The sequence below is a fragment of the Arthrobacter sp. M4 genome, from assembly GCF_020251205.1.
GTDB lineage: Bacteria > Actinomycetota > Actinomycetes > Actinomycetales > Micrococcaceae > Arthrobacter.
The window spans coordinates 580,513-606,390 of the sequence record NZ_JAIWYX010000001.1 but is presented as its reverse complement, the minus strand read 5'-3'; the positions used below and the strand labels follow the sequence as shown (position 1 = coordinate 606,390).

General features: G+C 63.7%; 24 protein-coding genes. 9 read left to right on the top strand and 15 right to left on the bottom strand.

Annotation, left to right across the window (positions count from 1 at the left end; all coding sequences use genetic code 11):
* Positions 1-4: 4 nt before the first annotated feature.
* From LD110_RS02780 to LD110_RS23810, 7 genes are all read right to left on the bottom strand, one after another.
* Entirely contained in the window at positions 5-1,132 is a 1,128-nt protein-coding gene (locus LD110_RS02780) for a Gfo/Idh/MocA family protein (RefSeq protein WP_225496169.1), read from the bottom strand.
* 14 nt (positions 1,133-1,146) lie between these two features.
* Positions 1,147-1,932, bottom strand: a complete 786-nt coding sequence (locus tag LD110_RS02775; RefSeq protein WP_225496168.1) for a ThuA domain-containing protein — start codon at positions 1,930-1,932, stop codon at positions 1,147-1,149.
* A 44-nt stretch (positions 1,933-1,976) separates the two neighbouring features.
* The gene (locus tag LD110_RS02770) at positions 1,977-2,849 is read right to left on the bottom strand and encodes a carbohydrate ABC transporter permease (RefSeq protein WP_225496167.1); all 873 of its coding nucleotides are present in this window, start codon (positions 2,847-2,849) and stop codon (positions 1,977-1,979) included.
* Between the two features lie 11 nt (positions 2,850-2,860).
* On the bottom strand, positions 2,861-3,850 hold the full coding sequence (locus LD110_RS02765; RefSeq protein WP_225496166.1) for a carbohydrate ABC transporter permease: 990 nt from the start codon (positions 3,848-3,850) through the stop codon (positions 2,861-2,863).
* Positions 3,851-3,860: 10 nt separating this feature from the next.
* Positions 3,861-5,081, bottom strand: coding sequence for an extracellular solute-binding protein (locus tag LD110_RS02760; RefSeq protein WP_225496164.1), 1,221 nt, complete (start codon positions 5,079-5,081; stop codon positions 3,861-3,863).
* 62 nt (positions 5,082-5,143) lie between these two features.
* Complete coding sequence (locus tag LD110_RS23815; RefSeq protein WP_308012395.1) at positions 5,144-5,608, bottom strand: Gfo/Idh/MocA family oxidoreductase; 465 nt, start codon at positions 5,606-5,608, stop codon at positions 5,144-5,146.
* Entirely contained in the window at positions 5,605-5,925 is a 321-nt protein-coding gene (locus LD110_RS23810) for a Gfo/Idh/MocA family oxidoreductase (RefSeq protein WP_308012394.1), read from the bottom strand. The genes LD110_RS23815 and LD110_RS23810 overlap by 4 nt, the downstream gene beginning before the upstream one ends.
* A 225-nt stretch (positions 5,926-6,150) precedes the next feature.
* On the opposite strand from LD110_RS23810, the gene LD110_RS02750 reads away from it, so the two are divergent.
* Positions 6,151-7,167 (top strand): LacI family DNA-binding transcriptional regulator, encoded by a 1,017-nt coding sequence (locus LD110_RS02750; protein ID WP_225496430.1) that lies wholly within the window; start codon positions 6,151-6,153, stop codon positions 7,165-7,167.
* An 89-nt stretch (positions 7,168-7,256) separates the two neighbouring features.
* Here the strand turns inward: LD110_RS02750 and LD110_RS02745 are convergent, their stop codons facing one another.
* On the bottom strand, positions 7,257-7,562 hold the full coding sequence (locus tag LD110_RS02745; protein WP_225496162.1) for a MerR family transcriptional regulator: 306 nt from the start codon (positions 7,560-7,562) through the stop codon (positions 7,257-7,259).
* A gap of 137 nt (positions 7,563-7,699) precedes the next feature.
* Here LD110_RS02745 and LD110_RS02740 point away from each other — a divergent pair, with 137 nt between their 5' ends.
* The 3 genes from LD110_RS02740 (at position 7,700) to LD110_RS02730 (ending at position 9,224) form a co-directional block, all read left to right on the top strand.
* Positions 7,700-8,122: an Hsp20/alpha crystallin family protein gene (locus tag LD110_RS02740; RefSeq protein ID WP_225496160.1), complete on the top strand. Its 423-nt coding sequence runs from the start codon at positions 7,700-7,702 to the stop codon at positions 8,120-8,122.
* 91 nt (positions 8,123-8,213) lie between these two features.
* Positions 8,214-8,750: a DnaJ family molecular chaperone gene (locus LD110_RS02735; protein WP_225496159.1), complete on the top strand. Its 537-nt coding sequence runs from the start codon at positions 8,214-8,216 to the stop codon at positions 8,748-8,750.
* A gap of 93 nt (positions 8,751-8,843) precedes the next feature.
* Positions 8,844-9,224, top strand: coding sequence for a hypothetical protein (locus LD110_RS02730; protein WP_225496158.1), 381 nt, complete (start codon positions 8,844-8,846; stop codon positions 9,222-9,224).
* Positions 9,225-9,287: 63 nt separating this feature from the next.
* On the opposite strand, the gene kynU is transcribed toward LD110_RS02730, so the two are convergent.
* Positions 9,288-10,526 (bottom strand): kynureninase, encoded by a 1,239-nt coding sequence (gene kynU / locus LD110_RS02725; protein ID WP_225496157.1) that lies wholly within the window; start codon positions 10,524-10,526, stop codon positions 9,288-9,290.
* Positions 10,527-10,570: 44 nt separating this feature from the next.
* The gene (gene kynA, locus LD110_RS02720) at positions 10,571-11,440 is read right to left on the bottom strand and encodes a tryptophan 2,3-dioxygenase (protein ID WP_225496156.1); all 870 of its coding nucleotides are present in this window, start codon (positions 11,438-11,440) and stop codon (positions 10,571-10,573) included.
* A gap of 161 nt (positions 11,441-11,601) precedes the next feature.
* Between kynA and LD110_RS02715 the strand changes: the two genes are divergently transcribed.
* The gene (locus LD110_RS02715) at positions 11,602-12,252 is read left to right on the top strand and encodes a hypothetical protein (RefSeq protein WP_225496155.1); all 651 of its coding nucleotides are present in this window, start codon (positions 11,602-11,604) and stop codon (positions 12,250-12,252) included.
* Between the two features lie 10 nt (positions 12,253-12,262).
* Positions 12,263-13,087 carry a PaaX family transcriptional regulator C-terminal domain-containing protein gene (locus LD110_RS24010; RefSeq protein ID WP_374200294.1) on the top strand — a complete coding sequence of 275 codons (825 nt, stop codon included), beginning with the start codon at positions 12,263-12,265 and terminating at the stop codon, positions 13,085-13,087.
* A gap of 139 nt (positions 13,088-13,226) precedes the next feature.
* On the opposite strand, the gene LD110_RS02700 is transcribed toward LD110_RS24010, so the two are convergent.
* Together LD110_RS02700 and LD110_RS02695 are read right to left on the bottom strand one after the other, a co-directional pair.
* Positions 13,227-15,611, bottom strand: a complete 2,385-nt coding sequence (locus LD110_RS02700) for a glycoside hydrolase family 95 protein (protein WP_225496153.1) — start codon at positions 15,609-15,611, stop codon at positions 13,227-13,229.
* Positions 15,612-15,700: 89 nt separating this feature from the next.
* Complete coding sequence (locus LD110_RS02695; RefSeq protein WP_225496152.1) at positions 15,701-16,702, bottom strand: LacI family DNA-binding transcriptional regulator; 1,002 nt, start codon at positions 16,700-16,702, stop codon at positions 15,701-15,703.
* A gap of 299 nt (positions 16,703-17,001) precedes the next feature.
* Here LD110_RS02695 and LD110_RS02690 point away from each other — a divergent pair, with 299 nt between their 5' ends.
* The 3 genes from LD110_RS02690 (at position 17,002) to LD110_RS02680 (ending at position 20,204) form a co-directional block, all read left to right on the top strand.
* On the top strand, positions 17,002-18,273 hold the full coding sequence (locus tag LD110_RS02690; protein WP_225496151.1) for an ABC transporter substrate-binding protein: 1,272 nt from the start codon (positions 17,002-17,004) through the stop codon (positions 18,271-18,273).
* A 66-nt stretch (positions 18,274-18,339) separates the two neighbouring features.
* Positions 18,340-19,299: a carbohydrate ABC transporter permease gene (locus LD110_RS02685; RefSeq protein WP_225496150.1), complete on the top strand. Its 960-nt coding sequence runs from the start codon at positions 18,340-18,342 to the stop codon at positions 19,297-19,299.
* Positions 19,299-20,204 (top strand): carbohydrate ABC transporter permease, encoded by a 906-nt coding sequence (locus tag LD110_RS02680; RefSeq protein ID WP_225496149.1) that lies wholly within the window; start codon positions 19,299-19,301, stop codon positions 20,202-20,204. Before LD110_RS02685 ends, LD110_RS02680 begins: the two co-directional genes overlap by 1 nt.
* Before the next feature lie 155 nt (positions 20,205-20,359).
* Here LD110_RS02680 and LD110_RS02675 read toward each other — a convergent pair whose 3' ends face one another.
* The 3 genes from LD110_RS02675 to LD110_RS02665 all read right to left on the bottom strand — a co-directional run bounded on the left by LD110_RS02675 (position 20,360) and on the right by LD110_RS02665 (position 25,875).
* A complete protein-coding gene (locus tag LD110_RS02675) occupies positions 20,360-21,688 on the bottom strand; it encodes an aromatic acid/H+ symport family MFS transporter (RefSeq protein WP_225496148.1) in 1,329 nt (442 codons plus the stop codon).
* Positions 21,689-21,815: 127 nt separating this feature from the next.
* Positions 21,816-24,209, bottom strand: coding sequence for a bifunctional salicylyl-CoA 5-hydroxylase/oxidoreductase (locus LD110_RS02670; protein WP_225496147.1), 2,394 nt, complete (start codon positions 24,207-24,209; stop codon positions 21,816-21,818).
* A 13-nt stretch (positions 24,210-24,222) separates the two neighbouring features.
* Positions 24,223-25,875, bottom strand: coding sequence for an AMP-binding protein (locus LD110_RS02665; RefSeq protein ID WP_263854824.1), 1,653 nt, complete (start codon positions 25,873-25,875; stop codon positions 24,223-24,225).
* Between the last annotated feature and the right edge of the window lie 3 nt (positions 25,876-25,878).

Sequence of the window (25,878 nt, the reverse complement as noted above, 5' to 3'; positions counted from 1 at the left end):
AGGCTCAGCGACCAGCTGCGGGCGTCATTGAAATAAGCTCCCCAAGCCCGCCCTCGAGGGCAGCCTTCGCTGCAGGAAGCTGCTCGCTGGACAGGGCCTGTTCGTAAGCCGCGTTGAGCACGTCTGCGATAAGGACGCGCTGCCCGGACTCAGCGGATCGCACGGCCGCCTCAACCATGGCCAGGCTCAGGATGTTGGAATGGACCTCGCCCGACGGCGTCTCGCCCGTACGTAATGCGGACACGAACTCCGCCAATGCGCCGGCAATCTCTTCGGGGGAGTCATCATCCGCAGAGCTGGGCAGACCGTCGTCGAACGCCAGGCCCTGAACGAACTCTGCTACGGGGACGGACGTTCCGTCCCAGAGGGCGGTGCCGTTGGCGCCGTTCACGCGCCAGCTTCCGTTCCACGATGTTTCCAGGCCGTCCGCGCACCAGCTGCCGGTGTAGGAGAAACGGGCACCACCGCTCATCTCGAAGACGGCAGTGGCGGAAGCGTTGCCGGCGTACCAGCTCCAGCCGGGATTGTATTCCTCGCAGTAGACGGATACCGGGTCCTGGTCCAAAACATACCGTGCGGCATCGAAAGCGTGGATCGCCATGTCCACCAGCAGCACGTGGGGCATTTCTTCACGGAAGCCGCCAAAGTGCGGTGCCTTGAAGAAGTCGCAGGTCAGCGCGCCGATTTCACCTAGTCGGGATGCGTGCCGCCGGTACTGGGCCAGGGCACGGAAGTACCGGCGCGACTGGCTCACCATGAGCAGCTGCCCTGTCGCCTCGGACACCGCGGCCAGCGAGAGCGCCTGGGCGATGGTGGGGGCCACGGGCTTTTCACACAGGATCGGGAGACCGAGCAGGTGCGCTTCGACGTTGACGGGGTGGTGTGCGGCCGGGATAGTCACGTTGACCACCGCCTGGGCATCAACGACGGCGGCAAGCTCGGTCAGGCTGCCAGCAACCGGAACGTCGTGGATCCCCAGGTCGTCCAGCGCCGCGCGCGCCGTTTCCAGGTTGAGGTCCACCACCCCGACGAGCTCGACGTCCGGTGTCGAAGACAGGAGCCGAAGCCAGGCGCGGCCCATTCCTCCGGCGCCCACCTGGATGACCCGGACCGGACCGGTGGCATCCTGCAAAGGAAGGAAAGTACTCAATTGTGCATCGCCCCCTGGTAGCCATGGCCGTTGTAGAAGTCTTCGGTTTCGTAGCGCAACAGCACCGGGTCGGTGCGTTCGGGCCGTAGCGTGCGCGCCCATTCCACACCGTTGGCGATGACCCTGCGGACGTCCTTGTGGTGGTAGACCGGGTAGTCCTGGTCTCCCGGGCTGAAGAAGAAGATCTTGCCGTAGCCCCGCTTGAACGTGCAGCCGCTGCGGAACACTTCGCCGCCGGAGAAAGTGCTCAGGAAAATGAGTTCGTCCGGGGTCGGGATGTCGAAGTGCTCGCCGTACATCTCCTGCTCCGGAATGATGAACGGATGCGGCACGCCCTGGGCGATGGGGTGGGTGGGATCCACGGTCCAGACGATTTCGCGGTCCCGTTCGGAACGCCAGCGGAGCGTACAGGTGGTGCCCATCAGCTTGCCGAAGATCTTGGACCAGTGGCCGGAATGCAGGACCACCAGGCCCATGCCGGCCAAGACGTGCCGGTGGACACGCTCCACTACCTCGTCGGAGACTTCGGCGTGGGCGGCGTGCCCCCACCAGACCAGGACGTCCGTGTTGCGGAGGCGGTCTTCCGTCAGCCCGTGCTCCGGGTCGTCGAGGGTGACGGTGTCCGCTTTGACACGGTCCCCGAGGTTTTCCTCGATCCCTTCGCGAATGGTGCTGTGCATGCCGTCGGGGTAGATCTCGGCGACTTTCGGTTGGAGCTGCTCGTGGCGGTTTTCGCCCCACACGGTGACCCGTAGGGGAGTGTTGGCTGTGCTTTCGGTCATGGGAAGGTTCCTTTGCTGGTGAAGGCGGCTGCCGTCGTCGTCTGTCACTTGACGGCACCACCGGTGGCTCCGGCAGCGATGTACTTCTGGGCGAGGACAAGCAGGACGATTGCTGGGATGGAGGACAGCACGGCCGTGGCCATGACGGCACTCCAGTTGGACACCTGCGTGCCCAGATACGTGTAGATACCGAGGGTTACGGGACGGACATCCTCCGTGGTGGTGAGGGTCAGGGCGAAGAGGAAGTCGCTCCAAGAAAAGAGGAACGCGAACAGCCCGGCCGTGATGAGGGAGTTGCGGCTGATGGGGAGGACGATCGATACGAAGGCCCGCGCTATCCCGGCGCCGTCCACCCGTGCCGCTTCCACGATGCTCGGCGGAATCTTCATCATGAACGCGCGCACGATGAGGATGACGAAGGGAATGGCGTGGGTGGCGTCGGCCAGGATCAGCCCGGGTATCGAGTTGAGCAAGCCGAGATCGTTGTATGCGGCGTAGAGGGCGTTGGCGATCACGATTCCTGGGATCATCTGGGAGATGAGGATGGCCAGGAGACCGACGTTGATCCAGCTGGAGCGGATCTGACCCAGCATATAGGCCGCCGGCGCGGCAACAGCGAGGCTGAAGACCACCGTGCCGAGGGAGATCACCAAGCTGGTCACCAGGTTTGTTCCCTGCTGTTCAATCGCCTTCTGGTAGCCCCCGAAGTCCGGCTTGAGCGGCAGGAAGTCGGCAGTGAGGGTGTTTCCGGACGGCTGCAGGGACGCGTTGATCATCCAGTAGATCGGGAAGAGCATCACTGCGAGGAACAGGATTCCGACGGCGGTGTGGCCCAGCTTCGGCCGGTCGGCCCGCCGGGAGCGGGCGGTAACGGACGGCCGCAGCCTTGCGGGTGCTGTGGTGGGAGTTGCAGTCATGGTGGTTCCTCTTACTCGTCGACCGCGCGACGGTTCAGGCGTAGGTAAATTACCGCGAAGACCAGCGAGATCAGGATCAGGATGTTGCTGAATGCTGCGCCGACGCCGAACTGGAAGTTCACGAACGACTCTTGGTAGGAGCGCACGGCCAGGGTCTGCGTTGCGTTGGCGGGTCCGCCGTTGGTCAGGCCAAGGATGATGTCCAGGACCTTCAGCGTGTAGACCACGCCGAGCACCAGGACCACGCTTACCACGGGGCGCAGGTTGGGCCAGGTAATGTGCCAAAAGGCCTTCCAGCCCGTGGCGCCGTCCACGGCCCCGGCCTCATAGAGTTCCTCGGGGATTTCCTGAAGGCCGCCGTAGAGGATGGTGACGTTGAACGGGATCCCCACCCAGATGGTCACCAGGACCACGGCGAGCAGCGCCACCGAGGGACTGGTCAGCCACGGCACGGGCTCCTGGATGATGCCCAGGCTCCGCAGGAATGCATTGAGGACTCCACTGTCCTGGTCCAGGATCGAACGCCACGTGGCGCTCGAGACGATCAGTGGGAGCAGCCACGGCAACAGCAGCATGGACCGCAGGAACCCGCTCAGGGGGAACTTCCGGCGGAAGAAGGATGCCAGGGCGAGCCCGATCGCGAACTGCCCCACGATCGAGCCGATGGTGAACAGCGCCGTGTTGAGCATTGCCGGCGCGAACAGGGTACTGCCCAGCGCCGTCGCGTAATTCGCCAGGCCCACCCATGGCGCTTCTCCCGTGAAGAAGGTCCTGGTGGTGTATGCCTGCATGCTCATGAGGACGTTCTTGACCACCGGGTAGCCGAAGAACAACACGAGGTACAGTCCTGCGGGGGCCAGGAAGAGGACTTGGACCAGCCGTTCCCGGCCGCCGCGCCGGCGTCGGGCGCCCGGCACTGGTGACGCCGCCCGCGGTGCCTTTTGCCGCCCGGGTGGGGCCGCGGGCCCCGGTCCCAGGGTTGTGTCAAGTGTGGGAGGCATTGCGGTTACGTCAGCCGGCCGAGGCGCGGGTAAAGGCTTCCCCGGGAGTGGCCTGGTCCGTTAGTGCGAGCTGGATCGCGGTGTACATGACAGTGGCGGCCTTTGGCCATTCCTTGCCGAGCTTACCGGTGCGTGAACGGGCGTGGGACACCTGGTCAGTGAAGGCTGCCATCTGAGGTACAGCCTTGACGTAGTCGCCGGCCAGGGCGGTCCTGGTAGGGACAGTGAAGCGTTCCTTGGCCAGGGCCAACTGGTTCTCATCGCTGGTGATGCATTCGACGAGCTTGGCTGCCTTGGCCTGCTTGTCCTTGTTGCCGGTTAGCGGGACGGTCCAGACCTCGCCGCCGAGGGGAGCCACTGGGATCTGGCCTGCCTCATGGACGGGAACCTGCACTGCTTCCCAGCTGATGGTCGGCGTCTTGGCCAGGGAAGGTATCTGCCAGGGCCCGTTGATCATCATGGCGGCCTTGCCGGCCGCGAACTGGTCCCGCACATCCGCCTGGCTCCAGTTCACAACGCTCTTGGAGGCAGAACCGGAGGCCACGAGATCGTCGATGAGCTTCAGCGACTCTGCTACCTTGGCGCTCTTGAGGTCAGTCTCATCCCCACCGTTGGTCCACATAAACGGCAGGAACTGCCAGCTGCCTTCGTACGTGGCGATCGCGGAGAACGCGAGGCCGTACCGGTCACCGGTGGTGAGCTTTGCCGCGGCCGCCTTCAGCTCGTCCCACGTCTTGGGCGGCTGGATCCCGGCCGCGGCGAGCATCTCCTTGTTGTAGAAGAGGCCAAGGGTATTGGCGGTGGGTGCAAGGCCATACACCTTGCCCTCGTAAGTGGCGGCGTCCAGCATGCCCTGGGCGAAACCGGAGGTGTTAACACCGTAGTCGCTCAGCGGGCTGAGGCCTCCGGTGGCGGCAATCTCCTGGACGTCCGGGTTGTCGAGCATGAGCACGTCTGGAAGGGTGCGGGAGGAGGATCGCTGCAGGACCTTTTGGATCAGGTCCTTGCCGGGGACGGTTTCCCTCTTGAGGGTGACGCCGAGCTCGCTGGCGCACTTGTCCAGTGCTTTCTGGATGTGGGTCTTGTCGGGCTCATTGTTGTAGTAGTCGAGCACGGTCAGTTCGCCGACTTTGCCATTGGCCGAGGCCTGACTGCCGCCACCGCCGCAGGCCGTGAGGGCCAGGGGTGCCAATGCGGCTAATGCCAGCAGTCGGTTGATCTTCTTGTTCATACGGGGCTCCTTTGCCATGTCTTAGCAGGTTGGAGTTGTTAGGGGAGGGAGGGACAACGGGTTCAAGCGTTTTGCGGAACATCGCTTGGGTGAATGGGGCGCCACTGCGCGTTGCCAGCGGCACTGGACTCGACGGCGTCGAGCAGTTTTTGGATGGCGAGGCCATCGGCGAATGACGGTTCCGGCTGTTCACTGCGGGCGATGCACCGGGCGAAGTCGGCAACCTCGTGGACGAAGGAGTGGTCGTAGCCCAGGCCGTGCCCGGGCGGCCACCAGGCACCGGCGTCGGGGTGCTGGGGTTCGGTGACCAGGATCCGGCGGAACCCTGAGGACGGGGCAGGCTCAGTCTGGTCGTGGAACCAGAGCTCGTTCGGGTTCTCGAAGTCGAAGGCTACCGACCCCTTGGAGCCGTTGAGCTCCAGGCGGATGGCGTTCTTCCGGCCGGTAGCGAAGCGCGTTGCCTCGAACGTTGCCAGGGCGCCCTCGTCCGTGCGCGCCAGGACGGCGACGGCATCGTCCACGGTCACCTCGCTCCGCTCGCCGCCGCCGGTACCGCTGGCTTGGAGCCCGGCCGACGCAGCGGGCGGTGGCCGATCTTCGGGTCTTCGACGAGCCGCCGCCAGTCGGTTTCCACCCGCGTGATGCCGAAGGCCTCCGCAAAGCGGCCGGCGGCTTCCGGGTTCCGGCCGCACAGTGCAGCCAGGACCGGAGAAGTTCCAAGGTCGAAGAAGCGGGGCGCGGTGGTCCATGCATGGGCATGGATCGGGCCCATGAACGAGTAGCCGATGAGGGCTACCCGGAGAGGCGCGGGGACACGGGAACTATCTGCCGTACTGGACGTCATCGTCCTCCTGTCAGGGAAGGTCCGGGCTTTGCTGGCTGTTGGCTCGCGTTCGAACGACCGGAATCGTTTAAGCGGTTAACCGATAACTGGCGAAGATTTTTCCGGAGGAAGGCTTTGGAGTGATGCACAACACTGTGCCCGCCCGGAGGAGTGCTTGTCAAGGAAAAAGTTAAACGGTTTACTGAAGGGGCGGAAAGCAGAAGAAAGGACTCCGGCTTGGCAACGATGAGCGATGTTGCGCGACTGGCTGACGTCTCTATAGCCACGGTCTCGTTTGTGATCAACGAGACCAAACCCGTCACGGCTGCTACACGCAAACGCGTCGAGGATGCCATGCGGGAGTTGGGGTACCGCCGCAATGCGCTAGGCCGCGCGCTGGCCAGCAAGCGGACGCGGATCCTGGCGATGCTCTACCCGGCGCTGCAGCGGCGGCTGCACGAAAGCGCCGTGGAGTTCTTCACCAGTGCCGCCGAAAGGGCCCGCGAACTGGACTACAGCCTGGTCCTTTGGCCCATCAGCAACGACGCCGACCAGGTGCAGGAGCTTATCGGCAACGGCTTCATCGACGGCGTCCTGCTGATGGAAGTCCAGCGCGACGATGCCCGGGTGGAAGAGCTGACCGGGTCCACCATGCCGTTCTCGCTCATCGGCCGGACCCGGGACCCCAAGGGGCTTCCCTATGTCGATGTCGATTTCGAAAGTTCGCTGGTGGAGGTTATCGACTACCTCGAGGGGCTTGGCCACCGGAAGATCTGCCTGCTGGACAACGGCAGTGCGGAGCACGCCCTCGTGGACTACGGGCCGCTTGTGCGGACGCGGGCAACCTTCGCCGAGGAGATGGAGCGACGGGGACTGGATTCCGTGCATGTCTCCTGCCCGGACACGCCAATTTCCGGCCAGGAAGCTGTGGACGAGCTCCTTGCCACTGCTCCCGATACGACTGCCGTCATCCTAATGAATGACAGCGCTTCCTTTGGGTTTACCACCGGCCTTACCAAGCATGGCATCACGATCCCCCGGGACATTTCTGTGGTCCTGTTCGCTTCCACCCCGGACGTGGCTGCCTCAACCGACCCCCGGCTCACCCTCTGGCGCCTGCCGAGCACGGTCCTGGGCAGGATGGGCGTCGAATCCCTGGTTGACCAACTGGAGAACCGGGCAGAGGAGATGACGCAGTCGGTAGCGGCCTGCACGTTTGAGGAGGGCTACTCCACCGGCCCGGCTCCAGCGGGCAATCCCTAGCGGCCAACCCTTGCTCTTTCGGTTGCCCACGACACTGGAACGGGCCGGTGGCCTGCCCGCCGGTGACCTCGGTATACCCGGCTGAGTGACTAGTCCTCGTCCTGCTTTCCACGCAGGCGTGCGTTGTCGGCTTCGAGTTCGGCGTTGTCCGCCTCCAGTTCCAGGACCATGCGGATGCCTGCGAGGTTCAGCCCGGCTTCGAGGAGTTCATTGATCCGGCGGAGCGTGTCGATGTTTTTCTGGCTGTATTGCCGGGTTCCGCCGGCAGTGCGGGCGGGGGTGAGGAGTCCTTTGCGTTCGTAGGCGCGGAGGTTCTGCTGGCCTGTGCCGGCCATCACGGCGGCCACGGAGATCGCATACACGCCCGCGGTGTACGGGACTGCGGTGCCTGGCATGGTTCCCTCGGCTGTTCGACGAAATTTTCTCTTGCCCCAGTCTCGCACCGGTGCTATAAAAAATCTATACCAGCGAGGTTAGATCGTTGGTATTGCGTCGATATGGAAACCGATAGCGAAAAGGAGTGACAACCACCATGTTGATGCGCACTGACCCTTTCCGGGAGCTTGACCGGATTGCCCAGCAGGTCCTCGGTACGGCCGCCCGGCCCGCGGCGATGCCGCTGGATGCGTGGCAGGAGGATGGCCAGTTTGTTGTTGCTTTCGACCTTCCCGGCGTTGATGTCGATTCGGTGGACCTGGACCTGGAACGCAACGTCCTCACTGTCCGCGCCGAACGGAAGAACGCGGCGGGGGAGGATACCGAGATGCTGGCATCCGAGCGGCCGCGCGGTGTGTTTAGCCGCCAGTTGATCCTTGGCGACGCGCTGGACACCGACAGGATCCAAGCCTCGTACGATGCCGGTGTCCTCACCCTCCGTATTCCGGTGGCCGAGCAGGCCAAGCCGCGGAAGATTGCTATCGAAAGCACCTCGCAGCGGCAAGAAATCAGCGCATGACATCAGGGCAGCGCCAGCTGGCACGGCCTGCGGTGACTCACGCACCGCGGGCCGTGCCCCGCCGACCCGACGACCGTGTCCTGCCGCGCAGATGACAGCAGACCGCAGCCTTCCGCCTGATCCTTATGCCGCGCTCGGCGTTCCGAGGGACGCCTCGATCAGGCAGATCCGGAGCGCCTACCTCGCCTTGATGCGCCGGCACCACCCCGACACGGCCGCCGGCGGAAGGGACGACGGCGGTCTCCCACCTTCCGGGGCGCACGACGCCGGCCCCCCGCCTGGGGCTGGTGACGTCACCGAAGAAGTAACCGGTCCGGGCGTCACCGCCCAGAACGACGGCGGCCACCCATCTTCCGGGGTGCACGACGCGGGCCCCCCGCCTGGGGCTGGTGACGTCACCGAAGAAGTAACCGGTCCGGGCGTCACCGCCCAGGACATCACGGCCGCCTACACTTTGCTGACCGACCGTGTTCGCCGGGCCGCCTACGACGCAGCAACCAAGGAAAGCAGCAATCCGGGCGGGCGTGGCAGCTCCGCGGTTTCCGCCAGGCAGCGGGACGGCCGGGCAGTCGGGCTGCCAGCCGGCGTCGACGTTGTGATCGGACCGGTGCGCCGCGAGACGACTTAGGCCAAAGACCTAACGTCCAGGCCACCCTCGCGAATTCTGGGCAAGCCGTGCCCACGCTTGAGTAACCACCCAATTCCGTGATCGGGAGCTTCCATGAGCAGTAGTTGGCGGCGGTACGACGCCGAACTTATTCCTTTGTTCTTTGAACGTTTCGAGGAGCGGTGGGGTGAGGGGTCCGCGCCCTTCCTTGACCCGCTTCGGCACAACCACCCCGTCCCCCGCGCGCAGTGGATCAACGTGGACACCGGCGCCGCAGTGGCCGTGGTGCCCATTTGGGCCGATGATGAAACGCACCGCACTTTTGGCGTGTTCTACCTGCCGCCTGCCGGAGACATCTGGACGTTGGGGCCGGGCCGCGCCACCTACATTGAGGACGCCCTGGACCGCGACCCGAGCCAGGTGAGTCTGCGTAACGACGAGTTCAAAAAGGCCGTGGCCCACGCCAAGGAATTCATCCACGGTCCCGAGGAATGATGCAGTCCGCCTAATCACTCCTGCCAAGTCCGGAGATAAACGGTGAGCAAAGCGCAGATCGCCTCACAGGAGCTCGGAGAGGGCCTCGCGGATGGCTGCCACGCCCATTTCAACCTCGGCGTAGCTGGTGCTCAACGGGGACAGTCCGATGCGCAGGCCGTGCGGGGGGCGGAAGTCAGGAATGACGCCCTTTTCCCATAGCCTTGCCGTGACGTCGGCAAAGAGCGGGTGTTCCACGGTGATGTGCGAGCCTCGTTCTGCAGGGTCGCGGGGGCTGACCATCTGCACACCGAGCGGCTCCAAGAGCTCCTCGGAAAGGGTGATGGCATACTCGGTGAGCTTGATGGATTTCTCCCTGATGGCGTCCAGGCCCACCGATGCAATCAGTTCCACCATGTCTTTGAGTGGCTGCATGGCCAGGATCGGCGGCGTTCCGGTGATGAAGCGGCGCACTCCTTGGGCCGGACGGTAAGAATCGGTCATCGCGAAGGGATTCTCTGCACCCATCCAACCCCATATCGGCTGCTGAAGGCGGTCCTGGTGGGACGCGTTGATATAGGCGAAGGCGGGCGAACCCGGTCCACCGTTGAGGTATTTGTACGTGCAGCCGACCGCCAGGTCGACGCCCCAGGCGTCCAGTTCCAGTGGCACGCAACCTACGGAATGGCAGAGGTCCCAAAGCATGAGGGCGCCAGCCTTGTGCACTACGGAGGTGATCGCCTCTGCGTCGGCAAGGAACCCTGAGCGGTAGGCCACATGGCTGAGGACCACGACGGCGGTTCGCTCACCGAGCAGCCCGTCGAGGTCGGCAGCGCGGACGCCGCTGGCGGGGTTGGCTGCGATCCACTTGATGCTTGCCCCGCGCTCCTTGGCGATCCCTTCGATGATGAAGCGATCCGTGGGGAAGTTGTCTCGGTCGATGATGATTTCGTCACGGCTAGGCTGGGCATCCATCGCTGCCCGGATCAGTTTGTACAGCATGACGGACGTGGAATCGCCCACGGTGACTTGGCCGGCGGCAGCGCCGAGGGCCACTTGGCCAATGCGGTCGCCCACAACTATTGGTTCATCCATCCACTGCTCGTCCCAGCCACGGATCAGCCGGCTGCCCCAGGCGTCGTGGACGAAGGACGCCAGATTCGCTGCCGTGGCTTTCAGCGGGCGTCCGAGTGAGTTTCCGTCGAGGTAAGAGATGAGCTGGCCCGCCTCGGGGCTGTAGAAGGCGTCCCGCTGGGAGGCGAGCGGATCTGCGGCGTCCAATTCGGCCGGCGTTGGCCGCTGGGTTTGCTGTACGGGGGTCACGGTTCCTCCTGTGGGGATGTTGGGCCGCGGTTGGCGGGCGATGCTTAACGGCCGATCTCAGTGCGGACGGCGAAGAGCTCGGGGAAAAATGTCAGGTCGAGAGCGCGCTTCAGAAAGTCGACGCCGGACGAACCGCCGGTGCCCACCTTGAAGCCGATGGTCCGTTGGACTGCGCGAAGGTGGCGGAAACGCCAGGCGTGGAAGTTGTCCTCGATGTCCACCAAGTCTTCGCACGCTTCATACAGGCCCCACGGGGTGTCGTCCGATTCGTAGATCTTCTGGAAAACCGGAACCAGGTCTTGCCGGAACGTCCACGGTTCACTGGTGTTCCGTTCGAGGATGTCGGCCGGGATGTCGTATCCGGCGCGGGCGAGGGCGGCCAGGAACGCGTCGTACAGGGTGGGTTCTTGCAACAGCGTGTTGAGCAGGGCGTGCGCCCGGGGGTCGCTTTCGAAGACCCTCAGCATTTCGCGGTTCTTGTTGCCGAGCAGGAATTCGACGCCGCGGTATTGGTACGACTGGAAGCCGGAGGAACTGCCCAGGAAGCCGCGGAATTCGGCGTATTCGCGGGGAGTCAGGGTTCCCAGGACGGACCACTGCTCTGTCATAGTGCGCTGGATGGCCTTCACGCGTGCTATGCACTTCAGCGCCTTGCCGAGGTTGTCGGCGTCAAGGAGTGCGCGCGCCTCCAAGAGTTCGTGGAGGACTAACTTGAGCCACAGTTCGCTGGTCTGGTGCTGGATGATGAACAGCAATTCGTCGTGGTGTTCGGGTTCGCTTAAGGGGTGCTGTGAGCTGAGCAGTCTGTCGAGGTCCAGGTATCCGCCATAGGACATCGCGTGCCGGAAATCCGTGCGGACTGTGTCCTCGATGCGGCGGACGCTCTGGGGGGAATGGGCGGGGGGCTTTACCATAACGTCGAGACTATCATTTTCATGACGCGCGTCAAGTTAATGATTTTTTGGATCGACAACTGACGACCGTCACAAGTTTTGGAAAAGTTGACACCGCCAACTCACCGGGCGCCAACTGAGCATGATCGGTCTCGGCGGAGCGATCGGGACCGGGTTGTTCCTTGGCTCTGGGTTGGCCATTTCGCAGGCCTGGCCCAGCCGCGATCATTGCCTACATCGTCTGTGGTCTTGTGGCCTTGGTGGTTGCGTGGGCTCTTGCCGAAATGGCGGTGGTGCACCGTACCGCGCTCTTCGCCTCTGTCATCTCGCTGGTCGCCGCGGACACTGCCTACTTGGCCCTCTTTGGCGTATCGGTCTTCGGTGCATTGGTGGTCTGGATCCTGATCCTGGTAACGCACTTTCGCTTCCGCGTCCTTAGGGAACGCCTCAACCTCCCGGTTTCTCCGGCGAGACTTAAGGGAGCCCCTGTCACCACAGTCCTAGCTATGCTGTTCGTGGCCACCGTCTTGGCTTCGACGCTGTTCATCGATGGATTGAAGTGGGCCTGGATAGCTGGCCTGTTCCTGGCCGTGGTGCTCGGCGCCTACTTCTACGTGGACAAGCGCACCAAGGGCTCAATCGGCCGGTATGACCCCTGGCCGAAGAAATCAAGACAGCCAACGCACTACCGCGCGCAGGCGTCATGGCTGGCGAGAAGTTGGAGGAATAATATCAGTTTCTTGACTGGCGTAATGAAACTGATATTATTGGGAGGGTCAGTCAATGAATCCAGCCAAGCACTGGTGAACCGTCCGCCGTCCGCGATGTCTTAACGGAGGTCCAATGACTCCAGTCCTTGACGACACTTTCTCCCGGCCCGGGAGCGTCGTTTCCTTACTTCGGACAACCATTGGGCTTTACCTGCGCGATAGCGGGGGATGGATGCCTACTAAGTCGCTGACGGATCTCATGGAGCTCTTGGACGTCCCGGTCGATCTCACGCGCACAGCACTGACGCGTCTGAAGCAAAAAGGAGTGCTCACACCGGATACCCGGGGGGGACGGAAGGGATTCGGTCTGACCGAAGAGGCGCATGCCATGTTCTCACGTGGGGATCGTCGAATCTATCAACCCCGCAACATGGAGCCCGGCGACAATTGGTGTGTGATTTCGTTTTCGGTACCGGAATCCCAGAGGCAGCGGCGTCATCAGCTCAGGCGCCATTTGAGCTGGATCGGTTGTGGAACCGTGGCCCCCGGTCTCTGGGTATGTCCGGACTTCTTACGAGAAGAAGTTGTTGGTATCTTGCGTGACCTGGATCTGCAGCAGTATGCAGTCCTATTTAGAACCGAGACTCCCGAAGTAGCTGGCGACATCCGATCAACTGTCCAAAAATGGTGGGATCTGGACTACTTGGCTGACCTTCACCGCAAATTCATCGCGGCGTACAGCACAGTCGCAACGGCATCTGTGCCGGCCAGTGCAGGCACCTTTGCTACCTACGTCCGGTGCATCGACCGTTGGCGAGTGATTCCATACGTCGACCCGGGACTCCCTGACGACTTCCTGCCTGAGGAATGGCCTGGCAAGGAATGCGTCGAACTGTTCGAGCGAATCCGCGAATCGCACGAGCAACCAAGCCGTGAATTCGTACTGACCATGCTGTGACCCGATGTGGCCACCTCCGAGCCTCTGCCCGCCAGCCGGGTTGCCGACGACAGTAATTGATTTGTCAGAGAACCGCCGGGATTTGCTTCAGAGCCACGGGCGGCGCGGATGCCGCTTCGATGCAGCGTAGTGAATGGTCCTAGTCCCGAAGCCATTCCAGCTCGACGCGAACGGGCCGCTCGCCGATGCCGAGGCGGCAACCCGTCATCGGCTCGCCGTCAACGCGTATCGCCGCGGCGCGGGGGAGCCGCACCCGCGTCCCCTCTGGCGGTGCGAGCCACCCGGCCCCAGGGAGTCGACGCACAGTGAAGGCGGCACCTTGCGGCTCCCAGTCAAGCCGGTCGACGGCGAGGCCCCCGCGTGCGCGGAGTCCCGTCACGCATCCGCGCGGCCATGCGGTGGGTAGGGCCGGCAGCACTGACAGCGAGTCGGTGCTGGACCCAAGCAACATTGAGGCAACGAGGCCCGGAAGACCTCCGCTTGCGTCCAGGTTGAATATTCTGCCCGCATCGTGCGTCGTGGTCAGGGTCGGGCTCCAGTGGTCAATTGCGAGCCAGTTGACGCAGGTCTCGGCCGCCGCTGCATCCCCGAGGGCCGCGGCCGCCATCCCGAGTTGGACGAGGCCGAATGCCATCTCCATCCGTCCGGGCGGCGCCGTGGGCATCTCCGCACGCCACGCGATCTTGTTCCTCACGGTCGCAAGGGCGGCTGCACGCAATCGCGTCGCCTCCTCCCCGTCGCCGTCAAAGGCCGGATCGATCTCGTACCACAGCGGGTAAAGCTGGGAGGCGTGACGGTGCGCGATGTTCTCGTTCCATTGCGGGTCGAGCCACTCGGCGAGAGTGCCGTCGCCTGCGACGCGATACGGCGGCAGGTCGCGCAGGACACGTGACCATCGTTCATCCAGTGAGTCGTCGCCGCGGGCTCGGCCCAGTAGCGCAGTCGCCCGCGCGGCATCGCGGAGAATGGCCACATCGATCGTCGCGTCCGTCGCGAGCGGGACCCGGGCACCTCCCGGTGTGTTCTCGGGCGAATAGGAAGGGACAATCCTGCGGACGCCGTCGACCTCAAGCAATGCCGTCTCAGCAAAACGGAGGACTCCTTCGGCCAGTTCCCACGCCCTGTCATCGACGATCGATCGGTCGCCGGTAGTGCCCACCGCATCGGCTACGATCCGCAGAACCCAGCCGCCGCACCCGGTCCAGAACAGGTGGGGATATTGCTCGGCGAAATGGTTGGCGCGGCCGTGCGTGGACATCCGCGAGGGTAGCAGCATTCCCTCGGCACCGAAGACTAGGCGTGCGTTATCACGGTAGTCTTCGAGGTGCGGGAGTACGAGGTTGAGGAGCGACACGGCAAGCTCCGGGGTGCCCGTCGGAGTCATACCGGCCATCGCGCCGTTCTGTACGTTGCCGTTCAGGGTGTAGTCGGCCGACCAAGCGGGGCGCCAGGTGCCCTGCCAGACACCCTGCAGGGTCGGCGGCAGCTCGCCCGTGGAGGCGATGATGTTCGCCCGTCCGCTCAAGTACGCTGCCTCAACCACGCGGCGGCGCGCGTCTTCGTCGCCGGTGCGGGCTTTCGCCCAAAGGTCCTCGGTTCGTGCCTCGTACGAGGCGCCCTGCAGATCGAGCATCGAGGCACCGCTGAGGGGGCAACGCGCTTCCCGCTGCTCGCTGCGGACCGCGTCCCACGACGTCGGCACGCCGCCGGCCGCTTCAACTCTTCCCGCGTTGGTCGGCAGCGTGATGTCGACCCGGATCAGCCGAGACGCCCCGGGCCCCGTCCGTGCGCTTGAGCGTGTGATGTCTCCATCGACCTGCCACGGCGTCCCCATCAATGCCGTGATGGCAGTACGGACGGCAGTCGATCCATCGCCTGCGTCGGCCACGAGTAAGCCACGGGCCCCACCCTCGACACTCGCGTTGACCGCGGCGGAGGCGTCGGGAACCCCCGTGTCAAAGGACGTTGGGGCGCCGGCACCCAGACCTAGCTCGACGATGCTTGTGCTCTCGCATTCCGCCTCGAGCGCAAGCACTACAGACTCGCCACCGTGCGGGGCGATGAGCCGGAGCGCGTGCCGTTTGAGTTCGAGATCGGTCCACTCAACCGCGACCTCGCCAAGAAGCGGATCGATGATCCGCTGCGACTCAGAGACGCCGCCGGGGGTACGGATGGTGAGTGTCGCGCAGAGACCGAGCGGGTCGGTCCAGATCAGGCTGTCGCCGTACCCGCTTGCGCGGACGCCGTCGCCCAGCGCGGCGCTTGCGACCTCAGCATCACCAGAGAGGAACGCGTCCCGCAGCCGCTCCCGCACGGGGGCGAGGTCAGGTGCGTCAGGTCGGGGATTCACGGGGAGGAAGTAGCGCTCGTGCGCGAGGGAAATAGTGATCGCGTCGGCCGGACCGTACGCGACGGCGCCGATCCGACCGCTGCCGACGATAAGCCCCTCCTCCCAGCAGCGGGCGTCGGTGGCCGTCACAAAGACGGGGCCCTTTTTCGCGGGAGCAGGGGGAAGGCCAGTCATCGTCATCCTTGGTGTGCTGGGCGGGCTTTCGCCGTTTGTCGCGGAAATCGAAACTTGTGAAGCTCCGCTTCCGCAGGGCGTGTCCTTTTTTATGCCGACTCTCGCTGGACGAGGGTGGTGTCAAGAATGGGCCGCCGGTCGACGTCACGCCCTTGCACGACCGCGAGGATAGTTTCTGCCGCGACGCGCCCCATATCCTCCAGAGGCTGTCGAACTGTCGTGAGTGTTGGATCCATGGTGGTTGCGATGGAGACGTCGTCGAAGCCGATCACGGCGACATCGGACGGGACGCGTCGACCAGCGGCCTGGAGTACCCGAATCGCTCCACTCGCCATCAGGTCGGAGGAAGCGAAGACGCCATCGAGGTCTGGGTGTCGCTTGAGGAGGCGCGCCATCGCGGCCGAACCGCTCACAAGGGTGAACTCGCCATGCACGATCGGGCTGTCGTCGATGCCGAGCTGGGCGAGCTCGTCGCGCCAGCCCCTGATGCGGTCGCGGGCTGGCTCCATGTCGCTTGGGCCGGCGATGATGCCCAACCGTCGCCGTCCGGCGTCGGCCAGGGCCCGCGCGGCGAGCCTGCCGCCTCCATAGTTGTCAGAGTCGACGACGATCGCGTCGGGAGCGAGGGCGACGCGGGGGCGCCCAACCCACGCGATCGGCACGGGGGAGTCGACGAGCGCCTGCGCGAGATGCGTGATCTCGTGCTGAAGGATGACGATCGCACCGTCTATCGCCCCCGAGCGCAAAAACCGTGGGATGCGGTCGCCATCTTCGTGGTCGGCCGGCAGCAGGACGGGTTGGACCTCGCCGGCGTAAAGGCCCTTCGCAGCGCCCTTGAGCACCGACGTGAAGAACGTACCCGTCAGGCTGTCCAGCTCGTTGAAGGCGACTATGAGCGCAATCGCCCCCGCCCGTCCGCCTCGTAGCACACGAGCGGCGCTGTTGGCCTCATAGCCCAGTTCCTTGGCGGCGCGCTCGACAGCCGCTGCCATCCTGACGTCGACTTTCGTCTCGCCCGAGAGTACCCGCGCAGCCGTGGCGCGGGATACGCCCGCGATTTTGGCAACGTCCACCAGTGTGGGTCTTGGCATTGTGCATCCTTTTGAGGGGGTTGTCGACGATCGGTCCTGGTGCTCGACGCGAGACCAGGAGCACCAGACTTCGATCTCCAGGTATCCACGAAAAAGACTACTCGTCAGACGAACCCGTCCAATTGGCGAAACTTTGTTGCCTTCAGTATAGAGATCGATACTCCCGGTCGGGCAACAAGTTGGCGATCTGCTATTGCACAATGCCTAAACGCACACTACGGTGATGGCCAGAGATCGATCTCTGGATCGGACTCTGAGGCGCCGAGATCCCCTGCAATCCCCAACGAAGAGGAATTGTCGTGAAAAGAAGCTTGACTGCGATAGTCGCCACAACGGCAGCACTGGTGGTCGTCCTGACCGGATGCTCGTCCGGCGGCGGTGGCACATCGGATGATCTGAAAGCCGAGGTCTCCTTCTGGTCCTTCACTGGGATCAACGCGAAGGACGGCGTCAACGAGTACACCAAGAAGGTGCCCGACGCGAGGGTCAAGCTGACCGAAGTTGGCAGCACCACCGAGACGGCGACCGCCCTCACCGCCGCGCTGGCCGGGGGCAAGGTCCCTGACCTCGTCATGATCCAGAATGACGACTTGCCCAAGTTCGTCGAGAACAGCTCCAACTTTCTCGACCTGCGTACCCTCGGCGGCGACAACATCGCCCACGACTACCTCGGCTGGGCGGCCGGTGCCGCGACCGCGAGGGACGGCTCCGTCATCGGCATCCCGACCGACGTCGGAGGATTGGGCTTCGCGTACCGCGCCGACCTCTTCGAGCAGGCAGGTCTGCCGACAAATCCCGACGAGGTCGCTGCCATGTGGAAGGACTGGCCCTCGTTCATCGCAATGGGCGAGAAGTACAAGGCAGCCACCGGTAAACCGTTCGTCGACAATATCGAGACCAGCGTCTTCTTTTCCACAGTCAACCAGGTCAGCGAGAAGTACTATTCGCCCGAAGGCAAGCTGGTCTACGACACGAACCGCCAGGTGAAAGACGCGTTCGACGTCGCCGTGAAAACCCATGACGCCGGCATCAGTGCGGGTATCGCCGCGTGGTCCTCGGGCTGGGCTCCGGGCCGTGCGAACGGTGCCTTCGCAGTGACCGTCGCACCCTCATGGATCCTCTCGGGCATCAAGACCGACGCCCCCAATACCGCGGGCAAGTGGCGCATCACCAGCGTGCCCGGCGTCGGCGGTAACTGGGGTGGCAGCGTTATCGCCATCCCAGCCCGCGCCGAGCACCCCAAGGCCGCCTGGCAGTACATCAAAACGATGATGTCGGCTGAGGGCCAAGCGGACCACTTCGCGAAGTCCGGCACCTTCCCGGCCGCGACGTCCGCTGTCGAAAGCCAGAAGGTCATCGACTACACCGACCCGTTCTTCGGAGACTCGAAGATCGGCAAGGTTATGGCCACCTCCGTCCAGAAGTTCCCGTCGTTCTACAACGGCCCCGACACGACTCCGATCAACGGTGCGCTCCTGAACACCCTCGTCCAGCTGGAAGCCGGGGGCGTCACCTCCGGTAAGGCCTGGACGACGGCCATCGACACTGCCAAGCAGGCCATCGGCCACTGATCGCCCCAACCACCCGAGTGGCCCGGCGCGGACAGCGCCGGGCCGCCCCTTCGACGGAGGTACCTCGTGTCAACGGCGTCAGCCACACTTTCCCGCAAGCAGCGCAAAGCCCCAATTCAAAAAGCCATGCGGATCCGCAACTCGCTCTCCGAGCGGATTGCTCCCTACGCGTACGTCGCGCCCTTTTTCATCATCTTCCTCGTCTTCGGACTTTTTCCCCTCCTCTTCACCTTCTACGTCTCACTGTTCGACTGGAATCCCATCGGAAAGCAGACCTTCGTCGGCCTCGCGAACTTTGAGCAGCTCTTCGCCGACGGACGGTTCTGGAACGCGCTCCTCAACACGTTCGGGATCTTCCTGATCTCGACGATCCCGCAGTTGCTCCTCGCACTCTTTCTGGCGCACCTGCTCAACCACGCGCGCCTGCGCTGGGCGAACTTTTTTCGCATGGCGCTGCTGGTACCGTACATCACCTCTGTCGCAGCGACCGCGATCGTATTCGCGCAGATCTTCGACAAGAACTTTGGCCTCATCAACTGGGTCCTCGGGCTGTTCGGGCTCCCTTCGGTGAACTTCCTCGCGACCAACTACGGCTCCTGGATCCTCATCTCGGCGATGGTCATGTGGCGCTGGTTCGGTTACAACACGCTGCTCTACCTGGCCGGGCTGCAGTCGATGCCCCGGGAGATGTACGAGGCGGCCTCCGTCGACGGCGCCTCGAGCTGGCAGCAGTTCCGGCACTTGACGATCCCGTCGCTGCGCCCCATCATCATCTTCACTGTCATCATGTCGACCATCGGCGGACTTCAAATCTTCACGGAGCCGCTTCTCGCATCACCCGAATCGGGCCTCACTTGCGGCGCGGGCCGGCAGTGCCAGACGCTGGCCCTCTTTCTCTACGAGCAGGGCTTCGGCCAATTCAAGTTCGGTTACGGTTCCGCCATCGGCGTCGTCCTGTTCGTGATCGTCGTTCTCGTATCTCTCCTCAACTTCTTCCTGTCTACACGTACGAGAAAGGCCCGCTGATGTCCGACGTGATCGATCAGGTTATCCCGCAGGCGCCGGCAGCACCCGGAGCGAAGCCGGTCCGCCTCCCCAAGCGCCGCGGCACGGGCGGCAGAGTCGGCTGGCCCGTGTACGTATTCCTCACCCTCGCCGTCGTCGTCTCCGTGTTCCCGCTGTACTACATGTTCGTCGTCGCGTCTGCAGGAGCCACGGCCGTGACCTCGATCCCGCCGCGAATGTGTCCGGGCACGCAGTTCTTCGACGTCACCGCCAAGGTGTTCGCCACTGTCCCGTTCTTCGCCTCACTGATCAACAGCGTATTCGTCTCGCTCACGATCGCCGTCGTGTCCGCGATTATGTGCGCCATGGCGGGCTTCGCGTTCGCAAAGCTTCGGTTCCCCGGCAGGAATCTGTTGTTCCTCATCGTCCTGCTGACGATGACCGTCCCTGCGCAGCTCAGCGTGATCCCGCAGTACCTCATCGTGTCCGGGATTGGCTGGGTTGACACGCTGCAGGCAATCATCGTGCCCGGACTCGCCAGCGCGTTCGGCATCTTCTGGATGCGCCAACACATGTCGACCACCGTCAGCGACGAACTCATCCAGGCCGCACGCATCGACGGTGCCAATTCGTGGCAGATGTTCTGGGCGATCGCGTTCGCCGTCGTGCGCCCGGCCGCGTTTGTGCTCGGACTGATCACGTTCACCGCGGTGTGGAACGACTTCATGTGGCCGTTCATCGTCCTGAAATCGCCGGAGTTGTTCACCGTGCAGATCGCGCTCAAGCAACTCCAAGCCAACCGCACTATCGATGTGGCGCTGGCCATGGGCGGATCGTTCCTGGCTACCCTGCCGCTGCTGATCGTGTTCTTTATCGTCGGCCGGCGCATGGTTTCGGGGATCATGGATGGGGCGTTCAAGGGCTGATGCTGCACGACGACACTTCCACAACCACATTGCGGCACGGAACCGGTCACCGTCGCTGAAAGCCGTAGCTTCGTTGAAGCCACGCAGACGCTCGGCAGGATACCCGGCCGAGCGTCTGCGCTATTTCTAGCTCACTTAAGCAACGAACGTGTTCATCACACTTTCTTCGGAATCAAAGCGACCGTTAAGGCCGCGAGGAGGCCGATGCCCGCGAACACGATGAAGTTCCACTGGAACGGGAGCTGGGCCGAGGCGATCAGGCCGCCGATCATGGGGCCGGTAATCGCGCCGATACGGGCGAATGAGAGGGCCCAGCCGGTCGCTGTGCCGCGCGAATGGGACGGATAATAGTCCGCCACCCAACCGGTCAGGACCAGGGAGGTGGAGATTGATCCGATACCGGCAACAGCGACGAAAACGTAGTTCACGAGCAGGCTTCCGGGGAACATGAGAAGGATGATGCCTGCGGCGCCAAGGGCGTAGAAGAGAACGAGGACGAGCTTCTTGCCGTACCTGTCGGCGATCCCGCCGATGACCAGGCCGCCTATCGCCGAGGCCAGTGAGAAGACGACAAGGAACGTTAGGGACGAGCCCAGGTCGTAGCCGGCCTTTTTCATGATGGCGGGAAGCCAGGTGTTCAGCCCATAGACAAGGAGCAGTCCGCAGAACAGCGAGATCCAGAAACAGACTGTCGCGATTCCGTATTGGCGGGAGAATATCGTGGACAGGACGCTCTTCCATGACGGCCTTTCCTTCTTGTCCGCAATAGCCGCCGACGCCCAATCCTCGGGGACGAAGGGTGCGATCCCGAGCTTGGATGCAAGCTGGGCAGCACGTTCCCTGCGGCCTTTGGCCATGAGGTATTCGATGGATTCGGGGACCAGCACCGCGATGAGCGGAAGGATCACTATCGGGACTGCGCCGAGGCCGATCACCCAGCGCCAGCCAAGGGTCGGAAGGAAGGCAAGGGCGCTCAAGGCCGATACAACGATGCCAAGTGAGTAGCCCGAGTACATGAGGCCGTAGTTAAAGGAGCGCTTCGCGGGGGCCGAGTATTCGATGGTCAGCGCCGCCGCGACGGGGATGATGCCGCCCATCCCAAGGCCTCCAATAAGGCGGAAGAGGCCGAACAACTCGGGAGTCGGAGCCACCGCGGCTGCCAGTTGCGTGAGCGTGAAGATGATCATGGATGCGAAAAGCATGCGCCGCCGGCCGAACAGATCGGACAGGGTTCCGATGAACATAGCACCTATGAGCATTCCCACGACGGCGTAGGAGCCGAGGCCACCGAGCTGGAGGGGCGTGAGTTGCCAGGGTGCATAATCTGCCAAGGCCGGCAGCACGGCGCCAAGAACGCCGACGTCGTAGCCTTCCGCGAGGATGGCAAGCCAGCAGCAGAATACAACGCGGGAGGTGGTGCTCTTGGGCACGGGCCAGGCTCCGGCCTGGATTCCCGTGATGGTGGATGATGGCGCAGTGGCCATAGGGTCTCCTCAATCAGCATGTTTCGTGGCGTGGATCAGCCGAGAGATTGGGTGGATCCGTGAAAGGGCGGGTGAAAGTGCCTCCCCGCCCATTTGCGGGGAGGCATCATCCTGGGTGGCGGTTTGGCTAGTGGACTGGAACTGCTTCCATTTCCCGGCTGGCCGGCTTCCAGCGCACGTGGGCGGACTGTGTTTCCGACTCGGGTTCCTGGAGCAGGGAGAGCCTCGGGCGGACCGCGTCGGTTCGGCTGCTTGGCGGCTTCCGGCGGCCTGCCCGGAACTGCGGAATCCATTCTGAACCAGCGCCACGGTATTCCTGTTCTGCGGCTGCGTGCAGTGTCCAGTGCGGGTCGTACAGATGCGTGCGGCCCAGCGCCACAAGGTCGGCCCGGCCGGCCAGCAGGATGGAATTGACGTCGTCGTATGTTGAGATGGCTCCCACGGCAATGACGGCGACTCCCGCCGGGGCTGCCACTTCCTGGCGGATCCGGTCAGCGAACGGCGTCTGGTAGCTCCGGCCGAAGGCGGGCTTCTCCTCCTTGGCCACCTGGCCGGTGGAGACATCGATGCCCGCGGCACCGTGGTCTACGAACGCCTGGGCGATGCGGATGGAGTCATCGGAGTCGTTGCCGCCTTCAATCCAATCGGTCGCGGAGATGCGGACAGTCATCGGTTTATGCGCGGGCCATACGGCACGGACTGCATCGAAGACTTCGAGCGGGAAGCGCAGCCTGTTCTCCAGGCTGCCCCCATACTCGTCGGAGCGCTGGTTCGAGACGGGGGACAGGAATGAGGACAACAGGTATCCGTGTGCGGCATGCAGTTCGAGGAGGTCGAATCCGGCCTCCTCGGCACGGATCGCCGCGGCGACGAAGTCCCCAATGACCTCGTTCATTTGGCCGCGGGTGATCTCGCGGGGCACCTGGCTGCCTGTGCCGTAGGGGAGGGCCGAGGGTCCAATGGCTTCCCAATTCCCTGATTCAAGGGGTTCGTCGATGCCTTCCCACATAAGCCGGGTTGAGCCTTTGCGGCCGGAATGCCCGATTTGAACGCCGATCTTTGCGGTCGAGCGCCCGTGGACGAATTCGACGACGGACTGCCAGCTATCCCGCTGCTTGTCGGTGTAAAGGCCGGAGCAGCCGGGGGTGATGCGTCCTTCCGCGGAAACACAGACCATCTCGGTCATGACAAGCCCGGCGCCTCCAAGGGCCTTCGAACCCAGATGGACCAGGTGGAATTCTCCGGGGACGCCGTCGACTGCGGAATACATGTCCATGGGCGAGACCACGATCCGGTTCTTCAGTTCCAGTCCACCGATGATGTACGGCTGGAACATGGCCGGGGCTGTTTCAGCGAGGCCCTGGGAGTCGGCAAAGTGCCGGTCGACTGCCTCCGCGAATTCAGGGTCGCGCAGGCGGAGGTTTTCCTGGGTGATGCGGCGGGAACGGGTGAGCAGGTTGAACGCGAACTGCGTGGGTTCCTGGTTCTTGTACTGGCTGATTCGCTCGAACCACTCCAGGGACGCCTGGGCGGCGCGCTGGGTGGATTCGACGACGGGGCGGCGCTCGGTCTCGTACGCGGCCAATGCGGACTCCAGATCGGAGTGCTCGTGCAAACAGGCGGCGAGGGCGAGGGCGTCCTCCATGGCGAGCTTGGTGCCCGAGCCGATGGAGAAATGGGCGGTGTGCGCCGCGTCGCCGAGAAGGACGATGTTTCCGTGGCGCCAGCTGGTGTTCCGAACCGTGGTGAAGTTCAGCCACTTTGAGTTGTTGACCAGGATGTCATGGCCCTCGAGTTCCTCGGCGAAGAGCTCACGGATCTTTTCAATGGCCTTCTCGTCGGAGACGCCGGGCGGGAACACCTCGTTGGCGGTTTCGTCGAAGCCGGCAGCTTCCCAGACATCCGGGGACATTTCGACGATGAAGGTTGATCCTTCGTCGGAGTAGGGGTAGCCGTGGATTTGCATGACACCAAATTCGGTCTCTTTGACGAAGAATTTGAAGGCCTCGAAAACCAGGTCGGTGCCCAGCCACATGAACTTGTTCGCCCTGGGGTCCAGGTTCGGACGGAATGAGTCGGCATAGGTGGCACGGATTTGCGAGTTAACGCCGTCGGAGGCGAGGACCAAATCGTAGTTTGCCTCGAGCTGCTCGATAGGTGGTGCCAGGGTGCTGAAGTGCACGTCGACGCCGAGTTCGAGGCAACGGCGCTGGAGTAGTTCGAGCAGTTCCTTGCGGCTCATGGCTGCGAATCCCTGGCCGCCCACGGTGAGGGTTTCTCCGCGGAAGTGGATGTCAATGTCCGACCAGCGGGCGAAGCGGCGGCTCATGTATTCGGCCACCACAGGGTCGGCGTTGCCAATCCCCCCGAGGGTTTCGTCGGAGAAGACGACGCCGAAGCCGAACGTGTCCGAAGCGGCGTTGCGTTCCCAGAGCGTGATGTCGTGGGACGGGTCGAGCTGTTTCATGAGTGCTGCGAAGTACAGGCCGCCGGGGCCGCCTCCGACGATTGCGATTTTCATGGATAGGTTCCTTCTAAGACTGTGTTGCGGCTGCGCCGGCGAGCTGGTCGTTTTCGTGTCCCAGGCGGTCGCGCAGTTTGAAGTGCTGCAGCTTGCCGCTGGGGTTGCGGGGGAGCTCATCGACGAAGCGGATGTCCCGCGGATACTTGTAGGGGGCAATCGTCGCTTTGACGAAGTCCTGGATTTCCCGTTTTTTGGCATCGTCGCCGATGACGCCGGCGCGCAGGACGATGAAGGCGCAGACCACACTGCCGCGTTCCGGGTCAGGGCGGCCAACAACGGCGTTCTCCACCACGTCAGGGTGCTGGTCGATTGCAGTCTCAACTTCGGGGGCGCCGATGTTGTAGCCCGAGGAAACGATCATGTTGTCTGAACGTGACTGGTAGATGAAGTAGCCGTCGTCGTCGCGGACGAAGGTGTCTCCGGTGACGTTCCAGCCATTCACCACGTAGTTCGCCTGCCTGGCGTCGTCAAGGTAGCGGCAGCCGGTGGGCCCGATGACTGCAAGCCGCCCAACCTGGTTGGGTCCAAGCTCTGCGCCCTGGTCGTCGAGTATGGTTGCGCGGTATCCTGGCACGGCCTTGCCTACGCTGCCGGGCTTGATGTCGTCCCCGGCGGCGGAGATGAAAACGTGGAGGAGTTCGGTGGAGCCGATTCCGTTGACCAGTCGGATTCGCGTGGCGTTGAAGACGGCTTCCCATGTTTCCTTGGGAAGATGTTCTCCTGCTGAGACGGCGACCCGGAGTCGGCTAAGCAGCTCTCCGCGGCCTGCCTTGAGGATGGCGCGGTAAGCGGTCGGCGCGGTGAAGAGAATCGTTGCCTTCGCCGCCGCGGCCTGTTCCGCCAGTTCTACGGGCGTTGCCCTTTCCACCAGGAGGGAAGAGGCGCCGAACCGGAGCGGGAAAATCACGAGTCCGCCAAGGCCGAAGGTGAATGCCACCGGGGGAGAGCCCGCGAAGACGTCCTCGGCTGTGGGCTGCAGGATGTGCCGGGCGAAGGTGTCGGCGTTGGCCAGGATGTCGCGGTGGAAATGCATGGTGATCTTGGGCGCGCCGGTGGTGCCCGACGTCGGTCCCAGCAGCGCGACGTCGTCGGCTGCGGTTTCGACACTGGTGAACTGGCCGTTTTTGGCCGCACAGCGGGCGGCGAAATCGCCGATTCCGGACCCGCCATATGCGAGGACAGGCAAGTCGTCTCCGGCGGCGGCTTTCATCGCGTCGATGACGCGGTGGTCGGAAAGTGCCACCGCCGGCTTGGTCAGCTGGATCAGTGTCTGGATTTCGGCAGCACGCAGCATGGGCATGGTGGTCACGACGACGGCGCCCGCCTTCAGTACGCCCAGCCAGGCGGCGACGATCCAGGGGTTGTTGGGTCCGCGTAGCATGACGCGGTTGCCGGGAACGACGCCGAAGTCTTCGGTGAGTACCTGGGCTGCCTGGTTGCTCCTGAGCTGCAGCTCTCCGTAGGTCCACACCTCCCCGTCCGCAGTGCGCAGCGCCGGGCGGTCGGCACCGAAGTGCGCCACAGTCTCATCGATGAGTACGGCTGCGGCGTTCAGCCGTTCTGGGTACTGCAGTTCCGGGAGGGTGAATTCCAGGGCCGGCCAGGTAGAGGCCGGTGGCAGGTGGTCCCGCGTAAATGTGTCCACATGGGCTGATGTGCTCATGGC

Excerpts from the sequence above, each read along its gene's own strand:
- LD110_RS02745 (WP_225496162.1), bottom strand. The coding sequence starts at position 7,562 with ATGCCAGGCACCGCAGTCCCGTACACCGCGGGCGTGTATGCGATCTCC.
- LD110_RS24010 (WP_374200294.1), top strand. The coding sequence starts at position 12,263 with ATGACTCCAGTCCTTGACGACACTTTCTCCCGGCCCGGGAGCGTCGTT.
- LD110_RS02675 (WP_225496148.1), bottom strand. The coding sequence starts at position 21,688 with ATGGCCACTGCGCCATCATCCACCATCACGGGAATCCAGGCCGGAGCC.
- LD110_RS02695 (WP_225496152.1), bottom strand. The coding sequence starts at position 16,702 with ATGCCAAGACCCACACTGGTGGACGTTGCCAAAATCGCGGGCGTATCC.
- LD110_RS02670 (WP_225496147.1), bottom strand. The coding sequence starts at position 24,209 with ATGAAAATCGCAATCGTCGGAGGCGGCCCCGGCGGCCTGTACTTCGCA.
- LD110_RS02735 (WP_225496159.1), top strand. The coding sequence starts at position 8,214 with ATGACAGCAGACCGCAGCCTTCCGCCTGATCCTTATGCCGCGCTCGGC.
- LD110_RS02770 (WP_225496167.1), bottom strand. The coding sequence starts at position 2,849 with ATGACTGCAACTCCCACCACAGCACCCGCAAGGCTGCGGCCGTCCGTT.
- LD110_RS02760 (WP_225496164.1), bottom strand. The coding sequence starts at position 5,081 with ATGAACAAGAAGATCAACCGACTGCTGGCATTAGCCGCATTGGCACCC.
- LD110_RS02765 (WP_225496166.1), bottom strand. The coding sequence starts at position 3,850 with ATGCCTCCCACACTTGACACAACCCTGGGACCGGGGCCCGCGGCCCCA.
- LD110_RS02775 (WP_225496168.1), bottom strand. The coding sequence starts at position 1,932 with ATGACCGAAAGCACAGCCAACACTCCCCTACGGGTCACCGTGTGGGGC.
- LD110_RS02665 (WP_263854824.1), bottom strand. The coding sequence starts at position 25,875 with ATGAGCACATCAGCCCATGTGGACACATTTACGCGGGACCACCTGCCA.
- LD110_RS23810 (WP_308012394.1), bottom strand. The coding sequence starts at position 5,925 with ATGACGTCCAGTACGGCAGATAGTTCCCGTGTCCCCGCGCCTCTCCGG.
- LD110_RS02740 (WP_225496160.1), top strand. The coding sequence starts at position 7,700 with ATGTTGATGCGCACTGACCCTTTCCGGGAGCTTGACCGGATTGCCCAG.
- LD110_RS02750 (WP_225496430.1), top strand. The coding sequence starts at position 6,151 with ATGAGCGATGTTGCGCGACTGGCTGACGTCTCTATAGCCACGGTCTCG.
- LD110_RS02700 (WP_225496153.1), bottom strand. The coding sequence starts at position 15,611 with ATGACTGGCCTTCCCCCTGCTCCCGCGAAAAAGGGCCCCGTCTTTGTG.
- LD110_RS02730 (WP_225496158.1), top strand. The coding sequence starts at position 8,844 with ATGAGCAGTAGTTGGCGGCGGTACGACGCCGAACTTATTCCTTTGTTC.
- LD110_RS02680 (WP_225496149.1), top strand. The coding sequence starts at position 19,299 with ATGTCCGACGTGATCGATCAGGTTATCCCGCAGGCGCCGGCAGCACCC.
- kynA (WP_225496156.1), bottom strand. The coding sequence starts at position 11,440 with ATGGTAAAGCCCCCCGCCCATTCCCCCCAGAGCGTCCGCCGCATCGAG.